A 19,440-nucleotide genomic window follows, 5' to 3' on the forward strand; every position below is an offset into this window, starting at 1 on the left:
CGATGGCCGCCACCCTGACTCCGCCCGCCCCGGCAGCGTCGGCCGGGCCCCGCACCACTCCCCGTCCGTCGCCGGGCGGGTGGCGGAGCCGGTGGCCGCTGCTGCCGCTGATCGCGACGGTCCTGCTGCCCGCCCTGCCCCACGGGGTCATGGGCGGGGGTGGCGGACCGGCGGTCGGACCCGCCGATATCGCCTCCGGTATCGCGGTGCTGGTGTGCGTGGGACGGCTGCTGTATCTGCGTCAGCGCCCGCTCGGCGCGGCGGCCGCGCTCGTCCTGGGCCTGCCCGCCGTGGGCTTCGCGGTGGCCACGGTCACGGCGGCGGACCCGGCGGCGGCCCTGCCGGGCCTCGTCCGCTATCTCCAGGTCTTCGTCCTGGTGCCCGTCGCCGTGTTCCTCCTGCTCAAGGACGCCCACGGGTTCCGGATCGTCGCCGGTTCGCTGGTGGTGCTGGCGGTGGTCCAGGGTGTCACGGGCGTCCACCAGTACGTCACCGGGACCGGCGCCTCGTACATGGGTGAGGAGATCCGGGCGGTCGGCACCTTCGGGCCCAGCGACATCATGGGCATGGCCACGGTGGTCGCCTACGGGCTGCTCGCCGCGGCGGCCTGCGCGCTGCGCACCCCGAGGTCCGCCCCGGCCTGGCTGCGGCCGTGCGCCGCCGTCGTGGCCGTCGCGCTGGTCGTGCCCCTGACGCTCTCCTTCAGCCGGGGCGTGTGGATCGCCACGGCCGTCGCGGTCCTGGCCGCCCTGGCGCTGACCGGACGGCGCCAGGCGCTGACGTCGCTGGCCGTGCTGGGCGCGGCCGGGGTGGTGTTGGTCGGCGGTTTCGGCATCGGCTCGGAGATGATCGCGGAGCGGGCCGCGAGCGTGACTCAGGTGACCCGGGCCCCGGACCGGTCGGTCAGCGACCGGTACGCCATGTGGAGCGCGGCGGGCTCGATGTGGCGCGAGCAGCCCGCCACCGGGGTGGGTCTCAAGGGCTTCGCCGACCACCGCGACGCACACGCCTCGATCGGGCTCTCCTCGGGCAGCGACACCGCCGGGGCGGGCCAGGAGTTCCGCAGGCAGGCGCTCCTGTCGCCGCACAACATGTACCTCCTCATCCTCTGCGAACAGGGCCTCATCGGTCTGACCGCCGTCCTCGGCAGCTGGGCGGCGATCCTGGTCGGAGCCGTACGCAGACTGGCACAGGCCCGGTCGCGCGGACACGCGGCGCTGGACTGCGGTCTGGCGGCGGTCGCCCTGATGACCTGGCAGAGCGTCAACTTCCTGTACGCGGACATCGGCGGGCCCACCACCGTACTGAGCGGTGTGGTGCTGGGTCTCGCCGCCTGGTGGGCACTGGGCGAGCCGGACCGGGACCGGGTGAGCGCCGCATGAGCGAGTCCGGTACGGGCACGGAGGCCGAGCCACGCACGGCGGGCGCGGCCGCCCCGCCCCTGCTCCCGGCGCCCGGGTCCGGCCCCGAAGGGCCCCTCGCGCCCGGCACGGAGGCGGAGCCGACGGGCGGTGAGGCGCCCCGGCTCGGGTCCTTCCTCGCCCGTGCGGCAGCGGCGACGGCGGTGCTCACCGTGCTGGGGGCGGTCCTCGGTCTGGTGCGGGACCAGGCCATCGCCCGGTACTTCGGCGCGAGCGACGCCAGCGACGCGTTCCTGATCGCCTGGACCGTGCCCGAGATGGCGGCGACGCTGCTGATCGAGGACGGGATGGCGCTCCTGCTCGTCCCCGCGTTCAGCCTGGCCCTGACCCGGCGGGCGGCGGGCGAGGGCGAGGGGGAGTCCGACCCCGTACGGGATCTGGTGGCGGCCACGCTCCCCCGGCTCTTCCTCCTGCTCTCCGGCGGCGCGGCCCTGCTCGTCGCGGGCGCGCCGTGGGTCGTGGGCGTCCTGGCCCCGGGGCTCGCCGACCCCCGGCTCGCGGTGGACTGCACCCGGCTGACCGCGGTCACCGTGCTCACGTTCGGGATCACCGGCTACTTCAGCGCCGCCCTGCGCGCACACCGCAGCTTCCTGCCGCCCGCCGGGGTCTACGTCGCGTACAACATCGGCATCATCGGCATGACGCTGGCCCTGCACGCGGCGTGGGGGGTGCGGGCGGCCGCGGCGGGGGTCGCGGTGGGCAGTGCGCTGATGATCCTGACCCAACTGCCCATGTTCCTGAGGCTGGTGCCCCTGGCCCGACCGCGCCTGCCACGGTTCCCCCGGCGCGGACGGCGGGCCGCGCCCACCGCTCCCCTGCTGGGCTTCGCGGTACTGGCACCGGTGGTGCTGTTCGTGGTGAGCCGTCAGTCCCAGGTGCTGGTGGAAAGGTTCCTGGCCTCCACCCTGCCCGCCGGGGCGATCTCGCATCTGAACTACGCGCAGAAGGTCGCGCAGATGCCGATGGTGCTGTCGCTGATGATCTGCACGGTGACCTTCCCCGTCGTCGCGCAGGCCATGGCGGCCGGGAATCGGGAGAAGGCCCGGCTGCGGGTCGAGCGGGATCTCGCGCTGGCCGGGATGGTGGTGCTGCTCGGCACGGCCGTGGTGCTCGGTTACGCCCCCCAGATCATCGAGGTGCTGTTCCAGCGTGGCGCGTTCGACGTCTCCGACACCGAAACCACCGCCCAGGTGATGCGGGTGTACGCGCTGGGCCTGCTGGGGCACTGCCTGGTCGGCGCACTGAGCCGGCCGTTCTTCTCGTCCGGGCGGCCCACCTGGTTCCCGGCGTTCGCCATGGGCACCGGGCTGATCGTCACCCTGGGGGCCGGGTACGCCCTGACGTACCGCTTCGGCGTCGACGGCATCGCGACGGCCAACGCGATCGGGATCAGCACGACGGCTCTGCTCCTGCTGATGGGGCTCGGCACCCGCGTGGTGCCGATCCGGACGCGGGCCGTGGCGTTCTCGCTCGGCCGGCTGGCCGGGGCCGCGCTGGCGGCCGGGGCCGCGGGCTGGGCGGCCGCACCGCTCGTCCCCGATCCGCTGCTGAGCCTGGCCGTCGGCTGCCTCCTCGTCCCCTCCGTGTTCTTCCTGACCGGGCTCGCCCTGCGCTCGCCCGACGTCGCTTCCCTGCTGGCACTCATCCGACGGAGGTTTCTTGATGGCCGCTGACCGCTCGGCGCGTTGCGCCGACGCTCCCTCGTCCCGGCTCCACCCGCACACCCGCCGTCAGCCATGGATCCTCACGTACCACTCGGTGACGGACCCGAGCGACGACCCCTACGGCATCACCGTCTCCCCCCGGCGCCTGGACGAGCAGCTGTCCTGGCTGCGCAGCAGAGGACTGACCGGGGTGGGGGTGGCGGAGCTGCTGCGCGCGGAGGCGGCGGCGCGGCGCGGGCTGGTCGGGCTGACCTTCGACGACGGGTACGCGGACTTCCTCGGCGAGGCGCTGCCGGTGCTGCGCAGGCACGGCTGCCGGGCGACGGTGTTCGTCCTGCCGGGGCGGCCGGGCGGGGTGAACGAGTGGGACCCGCTGGGCCCGCGCAAGCCGCTGCTCACCCACGAGGACGTCCGGCGGGTCGCCGCCGCAGGCATGGAGGTCGGCTCGCACGGTCTCTACCACCAGGATCTGACCACGCTGACGGACCAGGAGCTGCGCCGCGAGACGCGCGACAGCCGGGCGCTGATCGGGGATCTCACCGGCACGCTCCCGGAGGGGTTCTGCTACCCGTACGGCATCCTCGACCGGCGGGTCACGGCCGCCGCCCGCTCCGCGGGCTACGGCTACGCGTGCGCGCTGGCGCCGGGCCCGCTGCTGAGCCGGTTCGCCCTGCCCCGTACCCACATCAGCCAGGCGGACCGGGGCGTACGGCTGTGGGCGAAGGACCTGCGGCACGGGCTGCGGCACGGGGCGGTGCCCGGTACGGGGTCCCGGGCCGCCGCGCCCGCGCGGACGGGCGGACGACGGTGAGGGCGCTGCACATCATCACCGGGCTCGGGGTCGGCGGCGCCGAGCAGCAGCTGCGGCTGCTGCTGCGTCATCTGCCGGTGGAGTGCGACGTCGTCACGCTCACCAACCCGGGCGCGGTCGCGGACGGGCTGCGGTCCGACGGCGTCCGGGTGGCCCATCTGGGGATGCGCGGCAACCGGGATCTCTCGGCGGTCGGCCGGCTCACCCGGCTGATCCGGGAGGGCCGCTACGACCTGGTCCACACGCACCTGTACCGGGCCTGTGTGTACGGGCGGATCGCGGCCCGGCTCGCGGGGACCCGGGCGACGGTGGCGACCGAACACTCCCTGGGGCGCGCCGAGATCGAGGGCCGCCCGCTCACCCGGTCGATCCGCTCCCTCTACCTGGCCACCGAACGCCTCGGCGCGGCCACCGTCGCCGTCTCCTCCACCGTGGCCGGGCGGCTGCGGGACTGGGGGGTGCCCGCCGACCGTATCCGGCTGGTGCCCAACGGCATCGACGCGGACCGGTTCCGCTTCGACGCGGGGCGGCGGGCTGCGGTGCGGGCGGCGCTGGAGATCCCGGGCGAGGCGTTCGTGGTCGGCGGGGTCGGCCGGCTGGTGCCCGGCAAGCGCTTCGACGTACTGCTCCGCGCGGTCGCCGCCCTGCCCGAGGCCCGTCTGCTGCTCGCCGGGGACGGTCCGGAGGCCGGACCGCTGCGGGCGCTGGCGGTCCGGCTCGGTGCGGCGGACCGGATCAGGTTCCTCGGGGAGTGCGACGAGGACGGCGGCGGTCCGGTGCCCGGCGTTCCGGCGCTGCTGAGCGCGCTCGACGTCTTCGTCTCCACCTCCCGCGAGGAGTCGTTCGGGCTGGCCGCCGTGGAGGCGCTCGCGGCCGGTCTTCCGGTGCTGCACGACGCCTGCCCGGCCATCGACGACCTGCCCGCCGCCCACGCCCCGGGCGCCACCCGGATCGCCGGGAGCCCCGAGGAGCTGACGGCCCGGCTGCGGCAGCGGATACAGGACCGCACCGACCGGATGCCGCCTCCCCGGGCCGTCGGCCACTACGACATCAGGCGCAGCAGCGAACGTCTGATGGATGTCTACGCGTACGCCCTCGACACCGCCCCACCGAACCGGAGAGCCTTTTCATGACCGAGTCACCCGAGCAGCAGCGCCACGCCGTCGTCCGTCGGCTGCGCACCGCCCTCACCCGGCTGCCCCAGTGGTGGCCCCTGCCCGTCTGCGTCCTGCTCGGCACCGCGTCCGGGCTCTCGTACGGCGCGTTCGCCTCCCCGCAGTACGAGGCCACCAGTTACGCGATGGCGGTCGCCGAGGAGGAGACGGCCTCCGCGGCGGCACTGGGCTACGCGCAGTCGTACGGGCGTCTGGTCACCAGCGACGCGACGCTCTCCTACGCGCAGGGCGCGGCCGGTGAGCCGATGCGCGAACTGCGGTCCCACGTCCGGTCGGAGACCTCTCCCGACTCGCCGATGATCGCGGTGACCGGGACGTCCGAGGACCGGCGCAAGGCCGCCGACATCGCCAACGCGGTGATCGAGGCGGTCATCGTGAGCAGCGGCCACGTCTCCAAGGACACCGGGGTGAAGCTGATCAAGTTCACCCATGCGATGACGCCGGACCAGCCGGTGTCGCCGTCCGTTCCGCTGGGCACGGCCGTGGGGGCTGCCGCGGGCGGTCTGCTGGGCGGCCTGGTGCTGCTGGTACGGCCGCGCCGGGCGGGCTGGAGCGTCTCGGCGCAGGTGCCCGCGCCCGCCGCCGAGGGGAGCGTCGCGCAGGACGAACGGGAGCTGGTCCGATGACGGCGCACCGCACGGGCGGCATCGCCGTGACCCTGTGCCGGGACTTCCGGGAGTTCGGCGCGCTCGCCGGGGAGTGGGACGCCCTGCACCGGCGCTGCGCCACCGCCACGCCCTTCCAGAGCCACGCCTGGCTGCACTCGTGGTGGATCTCCTACGGCCAGGAGGGCCGGCTGCGGGTGCTGCTGGTCCGCCGGTCGGGGCGGCTGATCGGGGCGGCCCCGCTGATGCTGGTGCACCGTCCGATGCCGTTGCTGGTCCCGATGGGCGGGGCGATCTCCGACTTCTTCGACATCCTGCTGGACGAGGAGGAGGCCGGTTACGCGGTCGGGGCGTTGCAGCGCGGTCTGGACCGGGCGGCCCGCCACACCGTGGTGGACCTGCGGGAGGTCCGGCCGGACGCGTCGGCACAGCTGCTGTTCGGGCGGTGGCCGGGGGCCCGGAGCAGGCTCACGGACTCGACGTGCATGGAGCTTCCGGCCGAGCCGCTCGGCGATCTGGTGGCGCGGCTGAGCGGCTCGCGGGGCCAGCGGCTGCGTTCCAAGCTGCGCAAGGTCGACGCTCTGGGCGTCGAGGCGCACCGGGTCCCGCAGGGCGGGGTTCCCGCGGCGATCGGCACGCTGCTGCGGCTGCACGAACGGCAGTGGGAGGGCCGGGGCGTCAACCCCGAGCACCTCAGGGCACGGTTCTCGGACCATCTGATCCGGTCGGTGGGGCGGATGGTGGGCGACGGCACGGCGGCCATGACCGAGTTCCGGCTGGAGGGCGAGGTGGTGGCGTCCAACCTGTCGTTGCAGTCGGGGCATCTGACGGGCGGCTATCTCTACGGGGCGGACCCGGCGCTGCGCGAGCGGAAGGTCGATGTGTCGACGATGCTGCTGCGCGAGGTGGCCCAGCAGGCCTCGGACAGCGGGCGCGAGGTGCTGAGCCTGCTGCGCGGCGCGGAGAGCTACAAGAACCACTGGCAGCCGGTGCCCGTGGTCAACCAGCGGCTGCTGCTGGCCCGTCCGGGGCTTGAGCCGCTGCTGCGGCTCCGCGAGTCGCAGGTGGCGGTGCGGGAGCGGGCGGTGGAGACGGTGAAGGCCCGGTTCCCGGCGGCGCGGGACTGGCACGAGCGGCTGACCGCGCTGCCGGTGATCGGACGCTGAGACGTGGCGCGCGGTACGGACGGTGACGCCGGGGACATACGTCGGAGATACCACGTATGAGCTGATCCGTTACCGTCCGGCGTTTTTCGCGTTGTCAGGGGGTGCGGGCCTCGTGTCCGCAGCACACCCCCCCTCTTTTCAAGGAGTTCTGAATGTCTCGTATGACGAAGGTTGCCGCCGTGATGGCCGGCACCGGCGCCCTGATCGTCGGCGGCGCCGGCATGGCCTCGGCGGACGCCGGTGCGCAGAGCCTCGCCGCCGGTTCCCCCGGTGTCGGCTCGGGCAACAGCGTCCAGGTCCCGATTCACGTGCCGGTCAACCTCTGCGGCAACACGATCAACGTGGCCGGTCTGCTGAACCCGGCGTTCGGCAACACCTGCGCCAACGTCTCCGGGGGTCACGACACCGGTGACAACGGGGACTACGGCTACGGCCGCTGACCCTCCCGCTGTACCCACGCGGCCGGCTCCCTCCCTGCGGAGGGGGTCGGCCGTCCCCGTGACCGGACTCAGGCGTAGCGGTAGAGCTTGCTGTGGTCGAGGAGCTGAGCGGGCGTCACATTCCAGGGGGGCATCGGGTCGTAGAGGCCGAAGACGTAGTCGCGGTCCCGGCCGGGCGATGCGGGCTTGCGGCCCGGCAGATAGGCGGAGCCGGGGTGGGCCTTGCGCCACCGGTCCCACAGCAGGTCGATGAACGCGTGGTGGAGCCAGAAGACCGGGTCCTCCGGGGAGGCGGCGCCCGCCATGGGCCCGCCGACCCACTGGTGGACGCGGTTGTGGTTGGCCACCGTGCGCACGCCCCGGATTCCCCACCCCTCGATGCGGTTGCGGAAGCCCTCGGTGCTGATGCTGTTCCAGGGCTCCGTGTCGTAGACCGGGTCCTTCAGCGCCCGCGCCACGTCGTCCTTGGTGGGCAGGGAGACCGGGTTCCTGCCGGGCCTGCCGAAGTTGCGCGTGAGGTAGTTCTCGTCGGTGACGCCGCGCCCGACGCTCCAGTTGCCCGCCTCGTAGGCGAACGGACCGGTGGTGACCCGGCGGTCGCCGGGCCTGCCGTTGCCGCCGAGGAAGTCCTCCGCCCACAGCGAGGAGCTGGGTGTGTTGTCCGTGGTCCAGTCCCAGTACGGGACGCTGACGCCCGGATCGATGCCCTGGAGCGCCTCCTCGAACTCCAGCAGGTACCGGCGGTGCCAGGGGAAGAAGGAGGCCGTCATGTGGGCGGGGCGGGGCCGGTTCTCGGTGTCCATGACGTAGAACTCGCGGTGCATGACGACGAAGTCGTCGTAGCGCCCCGAGCGCTTCAGTTTCAGGATCGCGTCGACGAGCCGGCGCTTCTCGGTGCGCGTGAGGTCGCGCTGGTTCTTGCGGGTGTACACCGGTGCTGGTCCTCCTGGTTCACATACGGTGCGCCGCGGCGGGCGCGAGCCGGGCGGTGGGGCCGAGTTCGTCGACGGCGGCGCGGGCCGTCTCCAGCAGCGTCGGGAACGACTCGTAGTGCGTGACGTCACTCAGATAGGTGCCGTCCGCCCGTCTCATGACGTGCAGGGGCCTGCCGTCGATCCGGACCTCGGTGGCCGGTACGGCGGAGAGCGCGGCCCGGTCGCCGTCCGGGGCGGCGGCGGGGACGACGATCGGCGTGCCCCGGATCTGCCGGCCCCGGTACATCTCGGCGAACTGTTCCACCGCGGGCCTGGCACCCTCGGGCGCCGGTCCCGGGGCCGGACGGGCGGCGGTGGAAGGCTCGCGGTCGAGCAGGGGGAGCAGGGCGGCACCGGTGCCGGTGGCCACGGCGGCGGTGAACGCGCCGCGCAGGACGGCCCGGCGGGCGGGATGGTGGGCGCCGCCGGGTTTCGCGGGGGTGGGGCTCATGAGGTGACTGCCTGCCTCTCGTTAACTCGTCCGAGGTGCTGCTGATGGCGATGTTGACAACGAGGCGATGGCGAAACAGTTCTCGTGCATGCGGCGTACGGCGCACACCACGCCCGGTCACGTTCCGTCAAACGCGTGAGCGTGGGCGGCCATCGGCGGCAGCGGGCCGCGTCGGGCGGCCCGTCCCGGTGCCCGGGCCCGAGCATGACGTGTCGAACCCGTGGAGGTGGTGGGCATGACCGTTCCGATGCAGATGTCCGGGAACCGTGCGCCGGTCGGGCCGGACGTGGATCTGGCCGACCCGGCCTTCTGGCGGCTGCCGCGTCCCGAAAGGCTCAGGGCGTTCGCCCTGCTGCGCGAGCGCGACGCGCCTGTGCTGTTCACTCCCCGGCCCGGCACGGCCCGTACCTCCGGCAAGCCGTTCTACGCCCTGGTACGCCATGCCGACGTCCGGACCGCGAGCCGCACCTCGCAGATCTTCGCGAGCGCTCCGGGCGTCACCACACCCGAGCCGGCCGGATGGGCGAAGGCCCTGTTCGGGAACTCGATGGTCAACATGGACGGGGCCGAGCACACGGCGCTGCGCCGGATCATCTCCCGGCGCTTCACCCCCCGGCTGCTCGCCGACACCGAGGAGAGCATCGGCACTCTCGCCGGGCGGCTGGTCGACGAGCTGATCGCCGAGCGCCCCCGGGACTTCATGCCGTCGGCGGCCTCGCGGCTGCCGCTGGAGGTGATCTGCGGCCTGATGGGCATCCCGGTGGCGCACCGGGCCTGGATCGCGGACCGGATCGACCGGGCGTCGGAACACGTCGGCGTGGAGCGCCGGGGCCGGGCCCGGCTGCGGATTCCCGGCCGGGGGCTGGCCTCCCTGGCACAGATGCAGTTCCTGATGGCACGACTGGCCCGGGAGCGCCGCCGGCATCCCGGGGACGACCTCGTCTCGGCGCTGGTCACCGCGGACGTCGACGGCGAGGCCCTGTCGGGCCGGCAGCTGGGCGCCTTCTTCTCGCTGCTGCTGGTGGCGGGCGTGGAGACGACCCGCAACGCCATCGCGCACGGGCTGTTCCTGCTCGACCGGCATCCGGAGCAGCGGGCTCTGCTGGCGTCGGACTTCGACCGGCACATCGGCGGCGCGGTCGACGAGATCGTCCGCCACTCCACGCCCATCATCCAATTCCGCAGAACGGTCACCGCCGCATACGAACTGGGTGGCCGTACGTTCCTTCCGGGAGAGAAGGTCGCACTCATCTATGCGTCGGCCAATCGCGATGAGGAGGTTTTCACCCACCCGGACCGCTTCGACATCACCCGGTCGCCCAATCCGCACCTGGGATACGGCGGCGGCGGCCCCCACCACTGCCTCGGCGCGCACCTGGCCCGGCTCGAAATGACGGCACTGTTCCGGGAACTGCTCAGCCGACGCCTCGTCATCCGGCAGATGGGCGACCCGGGGCTGGTCGATTCGAATTTCGACAACCGGGTCGGGTCACTGCCGTTCACGTTCGGCCCTACATTCACCTGAACGGCACGCCCGCAACGCCGAATACGATAAATGGACTTCTGCGAATGACAGCGGTGCATGATGATGCGACTCTCTCCCCATGAGGCCGAACCGGCCGGAATTCACCGCAGCCAGGAGGAGTAATGCCGGCAAAACGCCGTCTTATCAGTACGTGCATCGCGGCGGTGGCTCTCAGCCTCCTGGCCGGCGGCGGCATCGCGGGCCGCTCGCCGGGCACCGACTCCGTCGACGGTGCGGCTCCCGGACCTCAAGCGGCCACCAGCGGCACGGCGCACGGTGCGTATCTGGACTACGGGCCCGCCGGGGTGAGCAGGATGGCCGACCTGTCGCGCTGGCTGGGCGGGGCGGAGCTCCGGGTGGGGCACACCTATCTGCCGGGCGATCTGTGGGTGAACATCGAGGGCACCCCCGACTTCCTGGCCGCCTGGGCCGCCTGGCGGCAGGCGGACAGGGACCGGATGTTCGTCCTCAACGTACCGATGCTGGAGCGCAACGAGGACCGGGTGCCGGACGGTGAGGTCCGCAGGCTGCTCCGGGCGGGTGCGGCCGGCGACTTCGACCGGCACTTCACCCGCCTCGCGGAGCGGCTGGTGGGGCTGGGGGTGCCGGACACGGTGATCGTGCTCGGCTGGGAGATGAACGGCACCACGTACACGCACCGGTGCGGACCGGACCCCGTGGCCTGGAAGGCGTACTGGGAGCGCATCGTCACGGCGATGCGCTCGGTGCCGGGCCAGCAGTTCCGCTTCGACTTCACTCCCAGCCGGGGGCGGGACGATGTGCCGTGGACCGAGTGCTATCCGGGCGACGACGTCGTCGACATCATCGGGATGGACTCCTACGACCAGCCGCCCGGTGAGACCTTCGACGACCAGGTCACCGATCCCTACGGGCTGCAGAAGCACGTCGACTTCGCCGCGGCGCACGGCAAGCCGATCTCGTTCCCGGAGTGGGGGCTCTTCCGCAACGGTGACAACCCGGAGTACATGCGGCGGATGCTGGAGTGGATCGACCGGCACCAACCGCTCTACCAGACCGTCACGGACTACTGTCCGCACGGGGTCTGGCAGTGCAGGAGCAACCCGAAGTCCTCGAAGGTGTTCCGGACGATGCTGACGGAGATGGCGGCGCCCCGGCAACCGGCCCCCTCCCCCACTCCCACCCCGACTCCGACCCCGATGCCCACGCCCAGCACCGACCCGAGCCCGGACCCGACGCCTCCGCCGTCCGTGCAGCCGACCCTCCCCGTGCGGCCCACGCCGAGCCCCACGCCGCCGGAGAGCGAGACGCCGACCGACCGCAGGTGGTGCATCACCGTCCCGTTCGGCGACTGGCTGGGCCAGTGGCTCAAGGAGCGCAAGATCTGCTTCCGGTACTGACGGGGCAGGGGACCGGACCCGCGCATGGAAACGGCTCCGGCCCCCGCTGTCGGGGGCCGGAGCCGTTCACCCGCACGGGTCCAGCGCGGGGGGTGGCAAGCAACCGCTTGTCACTCCCCCAACGCGGGGACGGCCCGCTCCGTCACGCCGCCGAACGAGGGACAGCCCGAGCGGCGGGGGACAGCCGGGCTGCCGCCCCGCGAGGAGTGCGCACCGGTGCGTGGTCCGGGGCGACGCGCGACCATGGAGACCTACGGATGGTGGTGAGGTGCATGTCGTCCGCCGATGAGGGCCCCCCGGTGGGACCCGGCCCGCTGCCCTCCGGGGCTGGGCCGGGGGCTGCGCAGGTGGCCGACGAGGCGGCGGCGGTGATCGCCGGGGACGGCACGGTCATCGGCTGGACCCGCGGGGCCGAGGCGCTGCTCGGCTTTCCGGCAGCGGAGGTGGTCGGCCGGTCCGCCGCCCGGCTGCTGACCGGCTCCCCGGACCCCCGGCGTACGGCGGCGGTGGCGGCCCGCTGCCGGAGCGGGGCGGGCTGGAGCGGGCTGATCGCCCTGCGCGGCCGGGACGGCAGCTCGGTCGACGTCGACGTGCGGGCCTCGGCCTCCTTCCTGATCGCCGGGCACGAGGGGTTCCTGGTGTCCGGGCGGCAGCTGACCCCGCACTGGACGATGAGCGGGTCGGTCCTGGACGACTTCCTGACCCGGTCGCCGGTCGGCATGGCCGTGCTCGACCCCGAGCTGCGGTATCTGTGGATCAACGACACCCTGGAGCGCTTCGGCGGCGTCCCCCGGGAGCAGCGCCTGGGCCGCAGGCCTGGCGACGTGCTGCCCGGGCCGCTCGCGGCACCGATCGAACGGCTGATGCGACAGGTCCTGGCGACCGGTGTACCGATCACCGACTACGAGTACCTGGGCTGGAGCTGGGCCGATCCGCACCGCAGACGGGCGTACGCGGGCTCCTTCTTCCCGCTGGCCGACGCCCAGGACGAGCGGATCGGCATCGGCTACATGGTGCTCGATGTGACCGACCGGTGGAACGCCCGCCGGCTCCTGGCGCTCGTGAACGAGGCGGGGGCCAGTATCGGCAGCACCCTGGACGTACAGCGCACGGCCCAGGAGCTCGCGGATTTCGCAGTTCCCCGGTTCGCGGACTTCGTCTTCGTCGATCTGCTGGAGCCCGCGATCCGCGGCGACCGCCGGGGGGCGGCACCGCGGGTGACGGGCGAAGGGCGGCCGCTGATGCGGCGGGCGGGGATGAGCTCGGTGCGCGAGGGGTGTCCGGAGGCGGTCGTACGGGTCGGGGACACGGTCGACTTCGTCCCGCCACCGCACGATGTGCACTTCCTCGTCGACGGCGATCCGGTCCTGCTGCCGGTTCTCGATCCGGACAGCCACGCGTGGACGGTGGAGCAGCCCGCGCGGGCCGCCCGGATCCGGGAGTTCGGGCTGCACTCGCTCATCTCGGTGCCCATGCGGGCGCGGGACACGGTGCTCGGCCTGACCACCTTCATGCGGTCGCGGAACCCGGTGCCCTTCGACGAGGACGATGTGGCGCCCGCCCGGGAGCTGGTCGCCCGCGCGGCGGTGTGCGTGGACAACGCCCGCCGCTACACGCGGGAGCACACGGCGGCGCTGGTGCTCCAGCAGAGCCTGCTGCCGCACACGCTGCGCGGGGGAACGGCCCTGGACGTGGCGTCCTCGTATCTTCCGGCGGACGCGAAGGACGGCGTCGGCGGCGACTGGTTCGACGTGATCCCGCTGTCCGGCGCCCGGGTCGGTCTGGTCATCGGCGATGTCGTCGGCCACGGCATCAACGCGGCCGCGACCATGGGCCGGCTGCGCACCGCCGTGCAGACGCTGGCCGATATGGACCTCGCCCCCGACGAGCTCCTGGCCCGCCTGGACGACCTGGTGCTGCGGCTGAGCGAGGAGGAGCCCGCGCAGGGCACGGCGGAGCGGAACGGTACGACGGTGGTGGGAGCGACCTGCCTGTACGCCGTCTACGACCCGGTGAGCCGGTGCTGCACGATGGCGCGGGCAGGCCATCCGCCGCCGGTGATCGTGGCGCCGGACGGTGCGGTCAGCTTCCCGGACCTGCCGTCCGGGCCGCCGCTGGGGGTCGGCGGGCTGCCGTTCGAGTCCCTGGAGGTCGAGCTGGCCGAGGGCAGCCTCCTCGGGCTCTACACCGACGGCCTCATCGAGGGGCCCGAGAAGAACATGGAGGGCGGGATGGCCCGGCTGGCCCAGGCCGTGGCCCGGCGCGATCTCCCGCTGGAGGAGCTGTGCCCGACGGTGGTGAAGGAGCTCCTGCCTGTTCCGCAGCCCGATGACATCGCTCTGCTCCTGGCCCGGACCCATGCGCTCAGCCCCGACCGTCTGGCGTCCTGGGACGTGCCCCTGGAGCCCGCGGCGGTCGGGGAGATGCGCGGCAAGGTGGCCCGCAGGCTGGAGACGTGGGGGCTCGACGACCTCTCGATGACGACGGAGCTGATCGTCAGCGAACTGGTGACCAACGCGATCCGGTACGCGTCGGGGCCGGTGCGGCTGAGGCTGCTGTTCCAGTCGACGCTGATCTGCGAGGTGTCCGACGCGAGCAACACCTCGCCCCGGCTGCGGCACGCCCGGACGACGGACGAGGGAGGACGGGGCCTGTTCCTGGTCGCCCAGCTCGCCCATCGGTGGGGTACGCGCTACACGCCCCGGGGAAAGGTCATCTGGGCGGAGCAGCCGCTTCCCTGAGGGCGGCCGCGCCCCCTGTGTACGTGAGTCGGCGGGCCCGCATGTATCCGACGAACCGGGCCGACTTCCCGATGGGCCGCGCCTCCGGGCTCCTACGGGATGCGGCTCCGGCCGCGGGCTCCGCCGCCGGGGACCCGGTGTCGGAGCCGCCGGTCCCGCAGCCGTCCCAGTACGGCGATCGCTGCCCAGCGGCGGACTCTCAGAGCGGTTCGCGGCATCGGACGAGTCCCTCATGTTCCTGTGCGGTCCCGGGGAGGGGGCAGGGCGACGACGGATCCCCCGGCAACGATCCCCCGCCACAGAACCTTACACATGATTATCATTTTCAATACGAGCAGGGAGCGCCGCGCCCAGTAGAAGGCCGCCACGCCCCAGGTGGCGCTGGTGACGATCGACGGCACGGTCCACCAGGTGCCGCAGCGCCCGGCCAAGGCCTACGAGCGGGACTCCTGCGACCGGAGAGCCGAACGCTCCCGACGGACAACGCCCACAGCGGACAAGGGGCGGACAGCGGCACGGCTTCGAGCCGCACCGCCACCCGCCCCCGTACGTCCGGAGCGCGCTCAGACCCGCATCACCAGGACGACTTGGTCACCCCGGGCAGGAATCCGGCGTGCGCCTGTTCGCGCATCCGGACCCGAGAGAGGCCGAACGTCCGCAGATACCCCCGAGGCCTGCCGTCGACGCTGTCCCGGTTACGCACCCGCGTCGCACTGGCATCGCGCGGCTGACGCCTCAACTCCACCATAGCTGCCGTGCGTTCGGCCTCCGGAGTACCGGGGCGGCGAATGATCTCCTTCAGCTCGGCCCGGCGGGCAGCGTACCGCTCGACGGTCACCTTGCGCTTCTCATTCTGCGCGATCTTGCTCTTCTTGGCCATCAGACCTTTCCTCCCCGGGCACGGATGCGCGCGACCGCGGCTTCGATGCCGATCACATCGACCGTCCTGATCGCACGGACACTGAGGGTCAGCCGCACATGACGCCCCTCACCGGGCAGCCAGTACCGCTTGCGCTGGACGTTCGGGTCGAACCGGCGGGAGGTCCGGCGGTGCGAGTGGGAGATGTTGTTGCCGAATCCCGGTTTCGATCCGGTGAGTTGGCAGTGGGCGGACATGGACGTTACCTACCTCTCCTTCGACGCATCCATTATTGAAAATGGAAACCATTGCCATATAGTAGCGCCCATGGCTCGCAACGAAGTACGCCCGGTCATCAAGCTCCGCTCCACCGCGGGTACCGGCTACACCTATGTCACCCGTAAGAACCGGCGGAACGACCCCGACCGGATGGTGCTGCGCAAGTACGACCCGGTCGCCCGCCGCCATGTCGACTTCCGCGAGGAGCGCTGAGACCGGCCCGGCCCGCCCGCTCCCCCGACGCACACCCCTCAAGCCCAGCCCCTAGGACACCTCCATGAAGCCCGGAATCCACCCCGCCTACGGTCCCGTCGTCTTCCGCGACAAGGCCGCCGACTTCGCGTTCCTGACCCGCTCGACCATGACCAGCGACCGCACGGTCGAGTGGGAGGACGGCAACACCTACCCGGTGGTCGACGTCGAGATCTCCTCCGCGAGCCACCCCTTCTACACCGGCACCGCCCGCGTCCTGGACACGGCGGGACGCGTCGAGCGCTTCGAGCGCCGGTACGGGCGGGGTGAGGCCAGGTGAGGGAGCACAGGTCGGAAGGGGCGAAGCTGCCCGTCGTCATCGTCTGCGGTCTGCACTCCGAGGCCCGGCACGAGGTGGTCGAGGGGCTGCTGCGGGACGTTCCGCAGAGCGTCGCCCTGCACCACGACCTCTCCACCGCCGTCGGCGGCACGGTCCGCCGCTCCCTGCGGGACTCCGGCGGCGAACTGGCCTCCGGCGAGGCGCCGCTGGTGAACGACTGCGCCTGCTGTGCGCTGCGCGAGGACCTCGTCCCCGAGCTCGAACGGCTGGCGGCGGACGGGCTGACGCGACTGGCCGTCCTGGAGCTCTGGGACTCCGTCGAGCCGAAGTCCATGGCCGAGGTGATCGGCGCCCACACCACCGCCGCCGAGGTGACCAACGTGGTCACCGCGATCGACCCCGCGCTCGCGCTGCCCTGCCTCACCAACGGTGACGACCTCGCCGAGGCCGGTCTCGCGGCGGCGCCGGCCGATCAGCGGACCATCGGGGACACCTGGGCCCGGCAGGTGGAGTACGCGCCCGTCCTCGCCGTGGCCGAGAGCCTGGAGGCCGACGACGAGGACCGCGCGCTGATCCGGCAGCTGAATCCCATGGTCCGTCAGACAGCGGCCGGGTCAGCTGAGTTGGCACGGCTCGCGTTCGCGGGATTCGATGTGGAGGCGGCCGCCGCGGGCCAGCACCCGGCCTGCGCGCTGCTTCCGCAGGAGGCGGACGAGGCCGGTGTCGGCACGCTCGTCTGGCGGCGGCACCGGCCCTTCCACCCCGAGCGCCTCTTCCACGCACTGGAGGACCTCAGCTGCGCGGCGGCCCGCAGCCGGGGCCGGTTCTGGCTCGCGGACCGGCCGGACACCCTGCTCTCCTGGGACGCGGCGGGCGGCGCGCTCTGCGTGGAGGACACCGGCCCCTGGCTCGCCTCACTGCCGGACGCGGCCTGGTCCATGGTGCCGCCCTACCGGCGGGCCGCCGCCGCCCTGGACTGGCACCCCGAGCACGGCGACTGCTGCCAGCACCTGGTCTTCGTCTCCCCCGGCCTCGACCGGGACGGGCTGACCGGACTCCTGGACTCCTGCCTGCTCACGGACGAGGAGTACGGGCCGGGCCGGGAGGCCTGGAAGCGGCTGCCCGCCGCGTTCGACGCCCTCCTCGACCCGGTCCGCTGACCCCGCCCCCGTACCCACCCCGTATCCACGCGGGTCCCGAAACCCGTCACCCCACAACCGACATCCGTCACCCAGCACGAGGAAAGTCCCATGGCACGCAGGCAGGACCCCCGTAAGCCGCTCAAGGCCAGGCCCAACCCCCTGGACGCGGCCGGGATCACGTACATCGACTACAAGGACACCGATCTGCTACGGAAGTTCATCTCCGACCGGGGGAAGATCCGCAGCCGCCGGGTCACCCGGATCAGCGCCCAGCAGCAGCGCCAGATGGCCGCGGCCATCAAGAACGCCCGAGAGATGGCGCTGCTCCCGTACTCCGGCTCCTGACCCCGGACTCCGGGTCGCCCCGATTCCGGCCCGTCGCGCCCGACGCCCCCGTCGGCGCGGGAACGATCGCGTTCGGGATGCAGCGCGGCCCGAGGACGTGGACCATGGGACGCATGGCCAGAGAAATCCCCCGGAAGGACGGCCCTGATCCGGCGTCACCGGATCCGGGAGGGCCTGGCACCCGGGGAGCGCCGCCGAACCAGGCTCTCGCCCTGGCGGCCATGCTGTTCGCCGTGTCGATGACCTTCATCGACCAGACCGTCGTCGCGATCGCCGCCCCGGACATCATCGACGAACTCGGTCTCACGTCCTCGCAGATGCAATGGGTCGTCAACGCCTATCTGCTGACGCTGGCAGCCTTCTTCGCCCTGGGCGGGCGGCTGTCCGACATCCTCGGGCACCGCCGGGTGATGCTCATCGGCACCCTGATCTTCGTCATCTCCTCCGCCCTCTGCGGCGCGGTGCCCTCCGGCGACTTCGCCCAGGGCTGGCTGATCGGCTTCCGTGCCGTCCAGGGCATCGGGGCGGCGCTGATGTTCCCCGCCGCGCTGGCCGTGGTCATCGCGGTGTTCCCGGTGGACCGGCGCGGGCGGGCGCTGGCCCTGTTCTTCGGTGTCTCCGGGGCGCTCACCGCGGTGGGGCCGCTCCTCGGCGGCTGGCTCACCGGGTGGACCTGGCGGGCGATCTTCTGGGTCAACGTCCCGATCGCCATCATCGCGGTCGTGCTGGCGCTGCTGGCCCGCATCCCGGACCGGGCCCGCCGTGAGCCGCTGGACCTGCCCGGGGCGCTACTGATCGCGATCGGCATGGGCCTGACGGTGCTGGGTCTGCAACAGGCGTCCCCCTGGGGCTGGAGCAGCTTCGCCACCTGGGCGTGCATCGCGGGCGGGCTGCTCGTGCTCGCCTTCTTCTGCTGGTTCGAGCTGCGCGCCCGCTTCCCGCTCATCAAGCTGCGGGTCTTCCGGGACCGGGCGTTCCGGGTCGACAACGCCGTGCTGTTCTTCGCCATGATGGCGTTCGTCCCGGTGTTCTTCTTCGCTTCCGTGTACGCACAGGTCTCGCTCAGCGCCTCGCCGAACCAGGCGGCGCTGTATCTCCTGTACTTCTTCATCGGCTTCGGAATCGCCTCCCAGTGGGGCGGACGCATCCTCGACAAGCGCGGCGCGCGTCCGGCGATGAAGCTCGGTACGGCACTCGGCGCGGTCGGATTCGTCCTGTGGGCGGGGGAGCTGACGACGCTGAACATGCACGACCAGTGGCTGTACGCGGCCATGGCGGGCGCGGGCATCGGTCTGCTGCTGGCACCGGCCTCGACGGACGCGGTGAACCGGGCGATCGACGCCTCCTACGGCGAGGTCACCGGCATCACGCAGACCGTGAGGAACTTCGCCGCCAGCGTCGGCCTCGCCGTCTACGGCACCCTGCTGACGCATACGACGATCAGCAAGGTGGACGAGACCCTGCGGGGCAAGGGCGTGCCGGAGGGGGCGGCGAACGATGCCGCCGAGTCCATCGCCCAGTCGGTGACCGGCCACGCGGACTCCCGCGGGCCGTCCGGCTCGGGACCGGTGGAGGAGATGGTGCGGGACTCGATGTCGGCGATCCGGATGGACTTCGCACAGGCGAACCAGTGGGTGTTCTACGGGATGGCGATCGCCCTGGGTGTCGCCTTCCTGTGCTCCCTGCGCCATCCGGGGACGCGGGTGACGCGGGAAAAGGCCCTGCCCTCCGAGTCCTCCGAGTCCTCCGAGTCCTCCGTGCCGGAGTGACCGGGCCGACCGGGGCGGGTCGCTTCCCGAGCCGCGGCGGAAACGGCTGGGGCGACCTCGGGGCTCCCGGTCGTCGTGTCGGTGGGCGTGTGCGGGGCACGCCGGGCGGGGCGGGTGCCGGACGCGGTCGGGCGGTGGCGGGCGGGGGCCCTGTCACCTCGG

19 protein-coding genes are annotated in these 19,440 nt (G+C 72.6%); 15 read left to right on the plus strand and 4 right to left on the minus strand.

The features are described from left to right. Window positions 1–2 precede the first annotated feature (2 nt). The 7 genes from ACZ5WC_RS18960 to ACZ5WC_RS18990 all read left to right on the plus strand — a co-directional run bounded on the left by ACZ5WC_RS18960 (window position 3) and on the right by ACZ5WC_RS18990 (window position 7,282). Window positions 3–1,382: an O-antigen ligase family protein gene (locus tag ACZ5WC_RS18960; RefSeq protein WP_468541861.1), complete on the plus strand. Its 1,380-nt coding sequence runs from the start codon at window positions 3–5 to the stop codon at window positions 1,380–1,382. Continuing rightward, the gene (gene murJ, locus ACZ5WC_RS18965) at window positions 1,379–3,094 is read left to right on the plus strand and encodes a murein biosynthesis integral membrane protein MurJ (RefSeq protein WP_468541862.1); all 1,716 of its coding nucleotides are present in this window, start codon (window positions 1,379–1,381) and stop codon (window positions 3,092–3,094) included. Before ACZ5WC_RS18960 ends, murJ begins: the two co-directional genes overlap by 4 nt. Then, window positions 3,084–3,896, plus strand: a complete 813-nt coding sequence (locus tag ACZ5WC_RS18970; protein ID WP_468541863.1) for a polysaccharide deacetylase family protein — start codon at window positions 3,084–3,086, stop codon at window positions 3,894–3,896. The genes murJ and ACZ5WC_RS18970 overlap by 11 nt, the downstream gene beginning before the upstream one ends. After that, window positions 3,893–5,029 carry a glycosyltransferase gene (locus tag ACZ5WC_RS18975; RefSeq protein ID WP_468541864.1) on the plus strand — a complete coding sequence of 379 codons (1,137 nt, stop codon included), beginning with the start codon at window positions 3,893–3,895 and terminating at the stop codon, window positions 5,027–5,029. The genes ACZ5WC_RS18970 and ACZ5WC_RS18975 overlap by 4 nt, the downstream gene beginning before the upstream one ends. Then, window positions 5,026–5,697 carry a YveK family protein gene (locus ACZ5WC_RS18980; RefSeq protein ID WP_468541865.1) on the plus strand — a complete coding sequence of 224 codons (672 nt, stop codon included), beginning with the start codon at window positions 5,026–5,028 and terminating at the stop codon, window positions 5,695–5,697. Before ACZ5WC_RS18975 ends, ACZ5WC_RS18980 begins: the two co-directional genes overlap by 4 nt. Continuing rightward, entirely contained in the window at window positions 5,694–6,842 is a 1,149-nt protein-coding gene (locus tag ACZ5WC_RS18985; RefSeq protein WP_468541866.1) for a GNAT family N-acetyltransferase, read from the plus strand. The genes ACZ5WC_RS18980 and ACZ5WC_RS18985 overlap by 4 nt, the downstream gene beginning before the upstream one ends. A 152-nt stretch (window positions 6,843–6,994) precedes the next feature. Then, window positions 6,995–7,282: a chaplin gene (locus ACZ5WC_RS18990; RefSeq protein ID WP_468541867.1), complete on the plus strand. Its 288-nt coding sequence runs from the start codon at window positions 6,995–6,997 to the stop codon at window positions 7,280–7,282. A gap of 68 nt (window positions 7,283–7,350) precedes the next feature. Here ACZ5WC_RS18990 and ACZ5WC_RS18995 read toward each other — a convergent pair whose 3' ends face one another. Further along, on the minus strand, window positions 7,351–8,214 hold the full coding sequence (locus tag ACZ5WC_RS18995; protein WP_468541868.1) for a tyrosinase family protein: 864 nt from the start codon (window positions 8,212–8,214) through the stop codon (window positions 7,351–7,353). Between the two features lie 19 nt (window positions 8,215–8,233). Continuing rightward, window positions 8,234–8,707, minus strand: a complete 474-nt coding sequence (locus tag ACZ5WC_RS19000; protein ID WP_468541869.1) for a tyrosinase family oxidase copper chaperone — start codon at window positions 8,705–8,707, stop codon at window positions 8,234–8,236. A gap of 235 nt (window positions 8,708–8,942) precedes the next feature. Between ACZ5WC_RS19000 and ACZ5WC_RS19005 the strand changes: the two genes are divergently transcribed. From ACZ5WC_RS19005 to ACZ5WC_RS19015, 3 genes are all read left to right on the plus strand, one after another. Further along, window positions 8,943–10,232 (plus strand): cytochrome P450, encoded by a 1,290-nt coding sequence (locus ACZ5WC_RS19005; RefSeq protein ID WP_468541870.1) that lies wholly within the window; start codon window positions 8,943–8,945, stop codon window positions 10,230–10,232. A gap of 122 nt (window positions 10,233–10,354) precedes the next feature. After that, window positions 10,355–11,611, plus strand: a complete 1,257-nt coding sequence (locus tag ACZ5WC_RS19010; protein WP_468541871.1) for a glycoside hydrolase family 26 protein — start codon at window positions 10,355–10,357, stop codon at window positions 11,609–11,611. 272 nt (window positions 11,612–11,883) lie between these two features. Further along, a complete protein-coding gene (locus tag ACZ5WC_RS19015; RefSeq protein ID WP_468541872.1) occupies window positions 11,884–14,352 on the plus strand; it encodes a SpoIIE family protein phosphatase in 2,469 nt (822 codons plus the stop codon). A 574-nt stretch (window positions 14,353–14,926) separates the two neighbouring features. Here ACZ5WC_RS19015 and rpsN read toward each other — a convergent pair. Next, window positions 14,927–15,232, minus strand: a complete 306-nt coding sequence (rpsN, locus tag ACZ5WC_RS19020; RefSeq protein WP_468541873.1) for a 30S ribosomal protein S14 — start codon at window positions 15,230–15,232, stop codon at window positions 14,927–14,929. Further along, the gene (gene rpmB / locus ACZ5WC_RS19025; protein WP_468541874.1) at window positions 15,232–15,468 is read right to left on the minus strand and encodes a 50S ribosomal protein L28; all 237 of its coding nucleotides are present in this window, start codon (window positions 15,466–15,468) and stop codon (window positions 15,232–15,234) included. Before rpmB ends, rpsN begins: the two co-directional genes overlap by 1 nt. A 70-nt stretch (window positions 15,469–15,538) precedes the next feature. On the opposite strand from rpmB, the gene rpmG reads away from it, so the two are divergent. The 5 genes from rpmG to ACZ5WC_RS19050 all read left to right on the plus strand — a co-directional run bounded on the left by rpmG (window position 15,539) and on the right by ACZ5WC_RS19050 (window position 19,278). After that, on the plus strand, window positions 15,539–15,703 hold the full coding sequence (gene rpmG / locus ACZ5WC_RS19030) for a 50S ribosomal protein L33 (RefSeq protein WP_003964410.1): 165 nt from the start codon (window positions 15,539–15,541) through the stop codon (window positions 15,701–15,703). Between the two features lie 64 nt (window positions 15,704–15,767). Then, window positions 15,768–16,022, plus strand: a complete 255-nt coding sequence (locus ACZ5WC_RS19035; protein ID WP_096627281.1) for a type B 50S ribosomal protein L31 — start codon at window positions 15,768–15,770, stop codon at window positions 16,020–16,022. Beyond that, a complete protein-coding gene (locus ACZ5WC_RS19040) occupies window positions 16,019–17,182 on the plus strand; it encodes a CobW family GTP-binding protein (RefSeq protein ID WP_468541875.1) in 1,164 nt (387 codons plus the stop codon). The genes ACZ5WC_RS19035 and ACZ5WC_RS19040 overlap by 4 nt, the downstream gene beginning before the upstream one ends. Window positions 17,183–17,272: 90 nt before the next feature. After that, on the plus strand, window positions 17,273–17,509 hold the full coding sequence (gene rpsR / locus ACZ5WC_RS19045) for a 30S ribosomal protein S18 (protein ID WP_468541876.1): 237 nt from the start codon (window positions 17,273–17,275) through the stop codon (window positions 17,507–17,509). Window positions 17,510–17,622: 113 nt separating this feature from the next. Then, on the plus strand, window positions 17,623–19,278 hold the full coding sequence (locus tag ACZ5WC_RS19050) for an MFS transporter (protein WP_468541877.1): 1,656 nt from the start codon (window positions 17,623–17,625) through the stop codon (window positions 19,276–19,278). The last annotated feature ends 162 nt before the right edge of the window (window positions 19,279–19,440 follow it).

It is taken from the genome of Streptomyces sp. NPDC033165 (assembly GCF_055577965.1).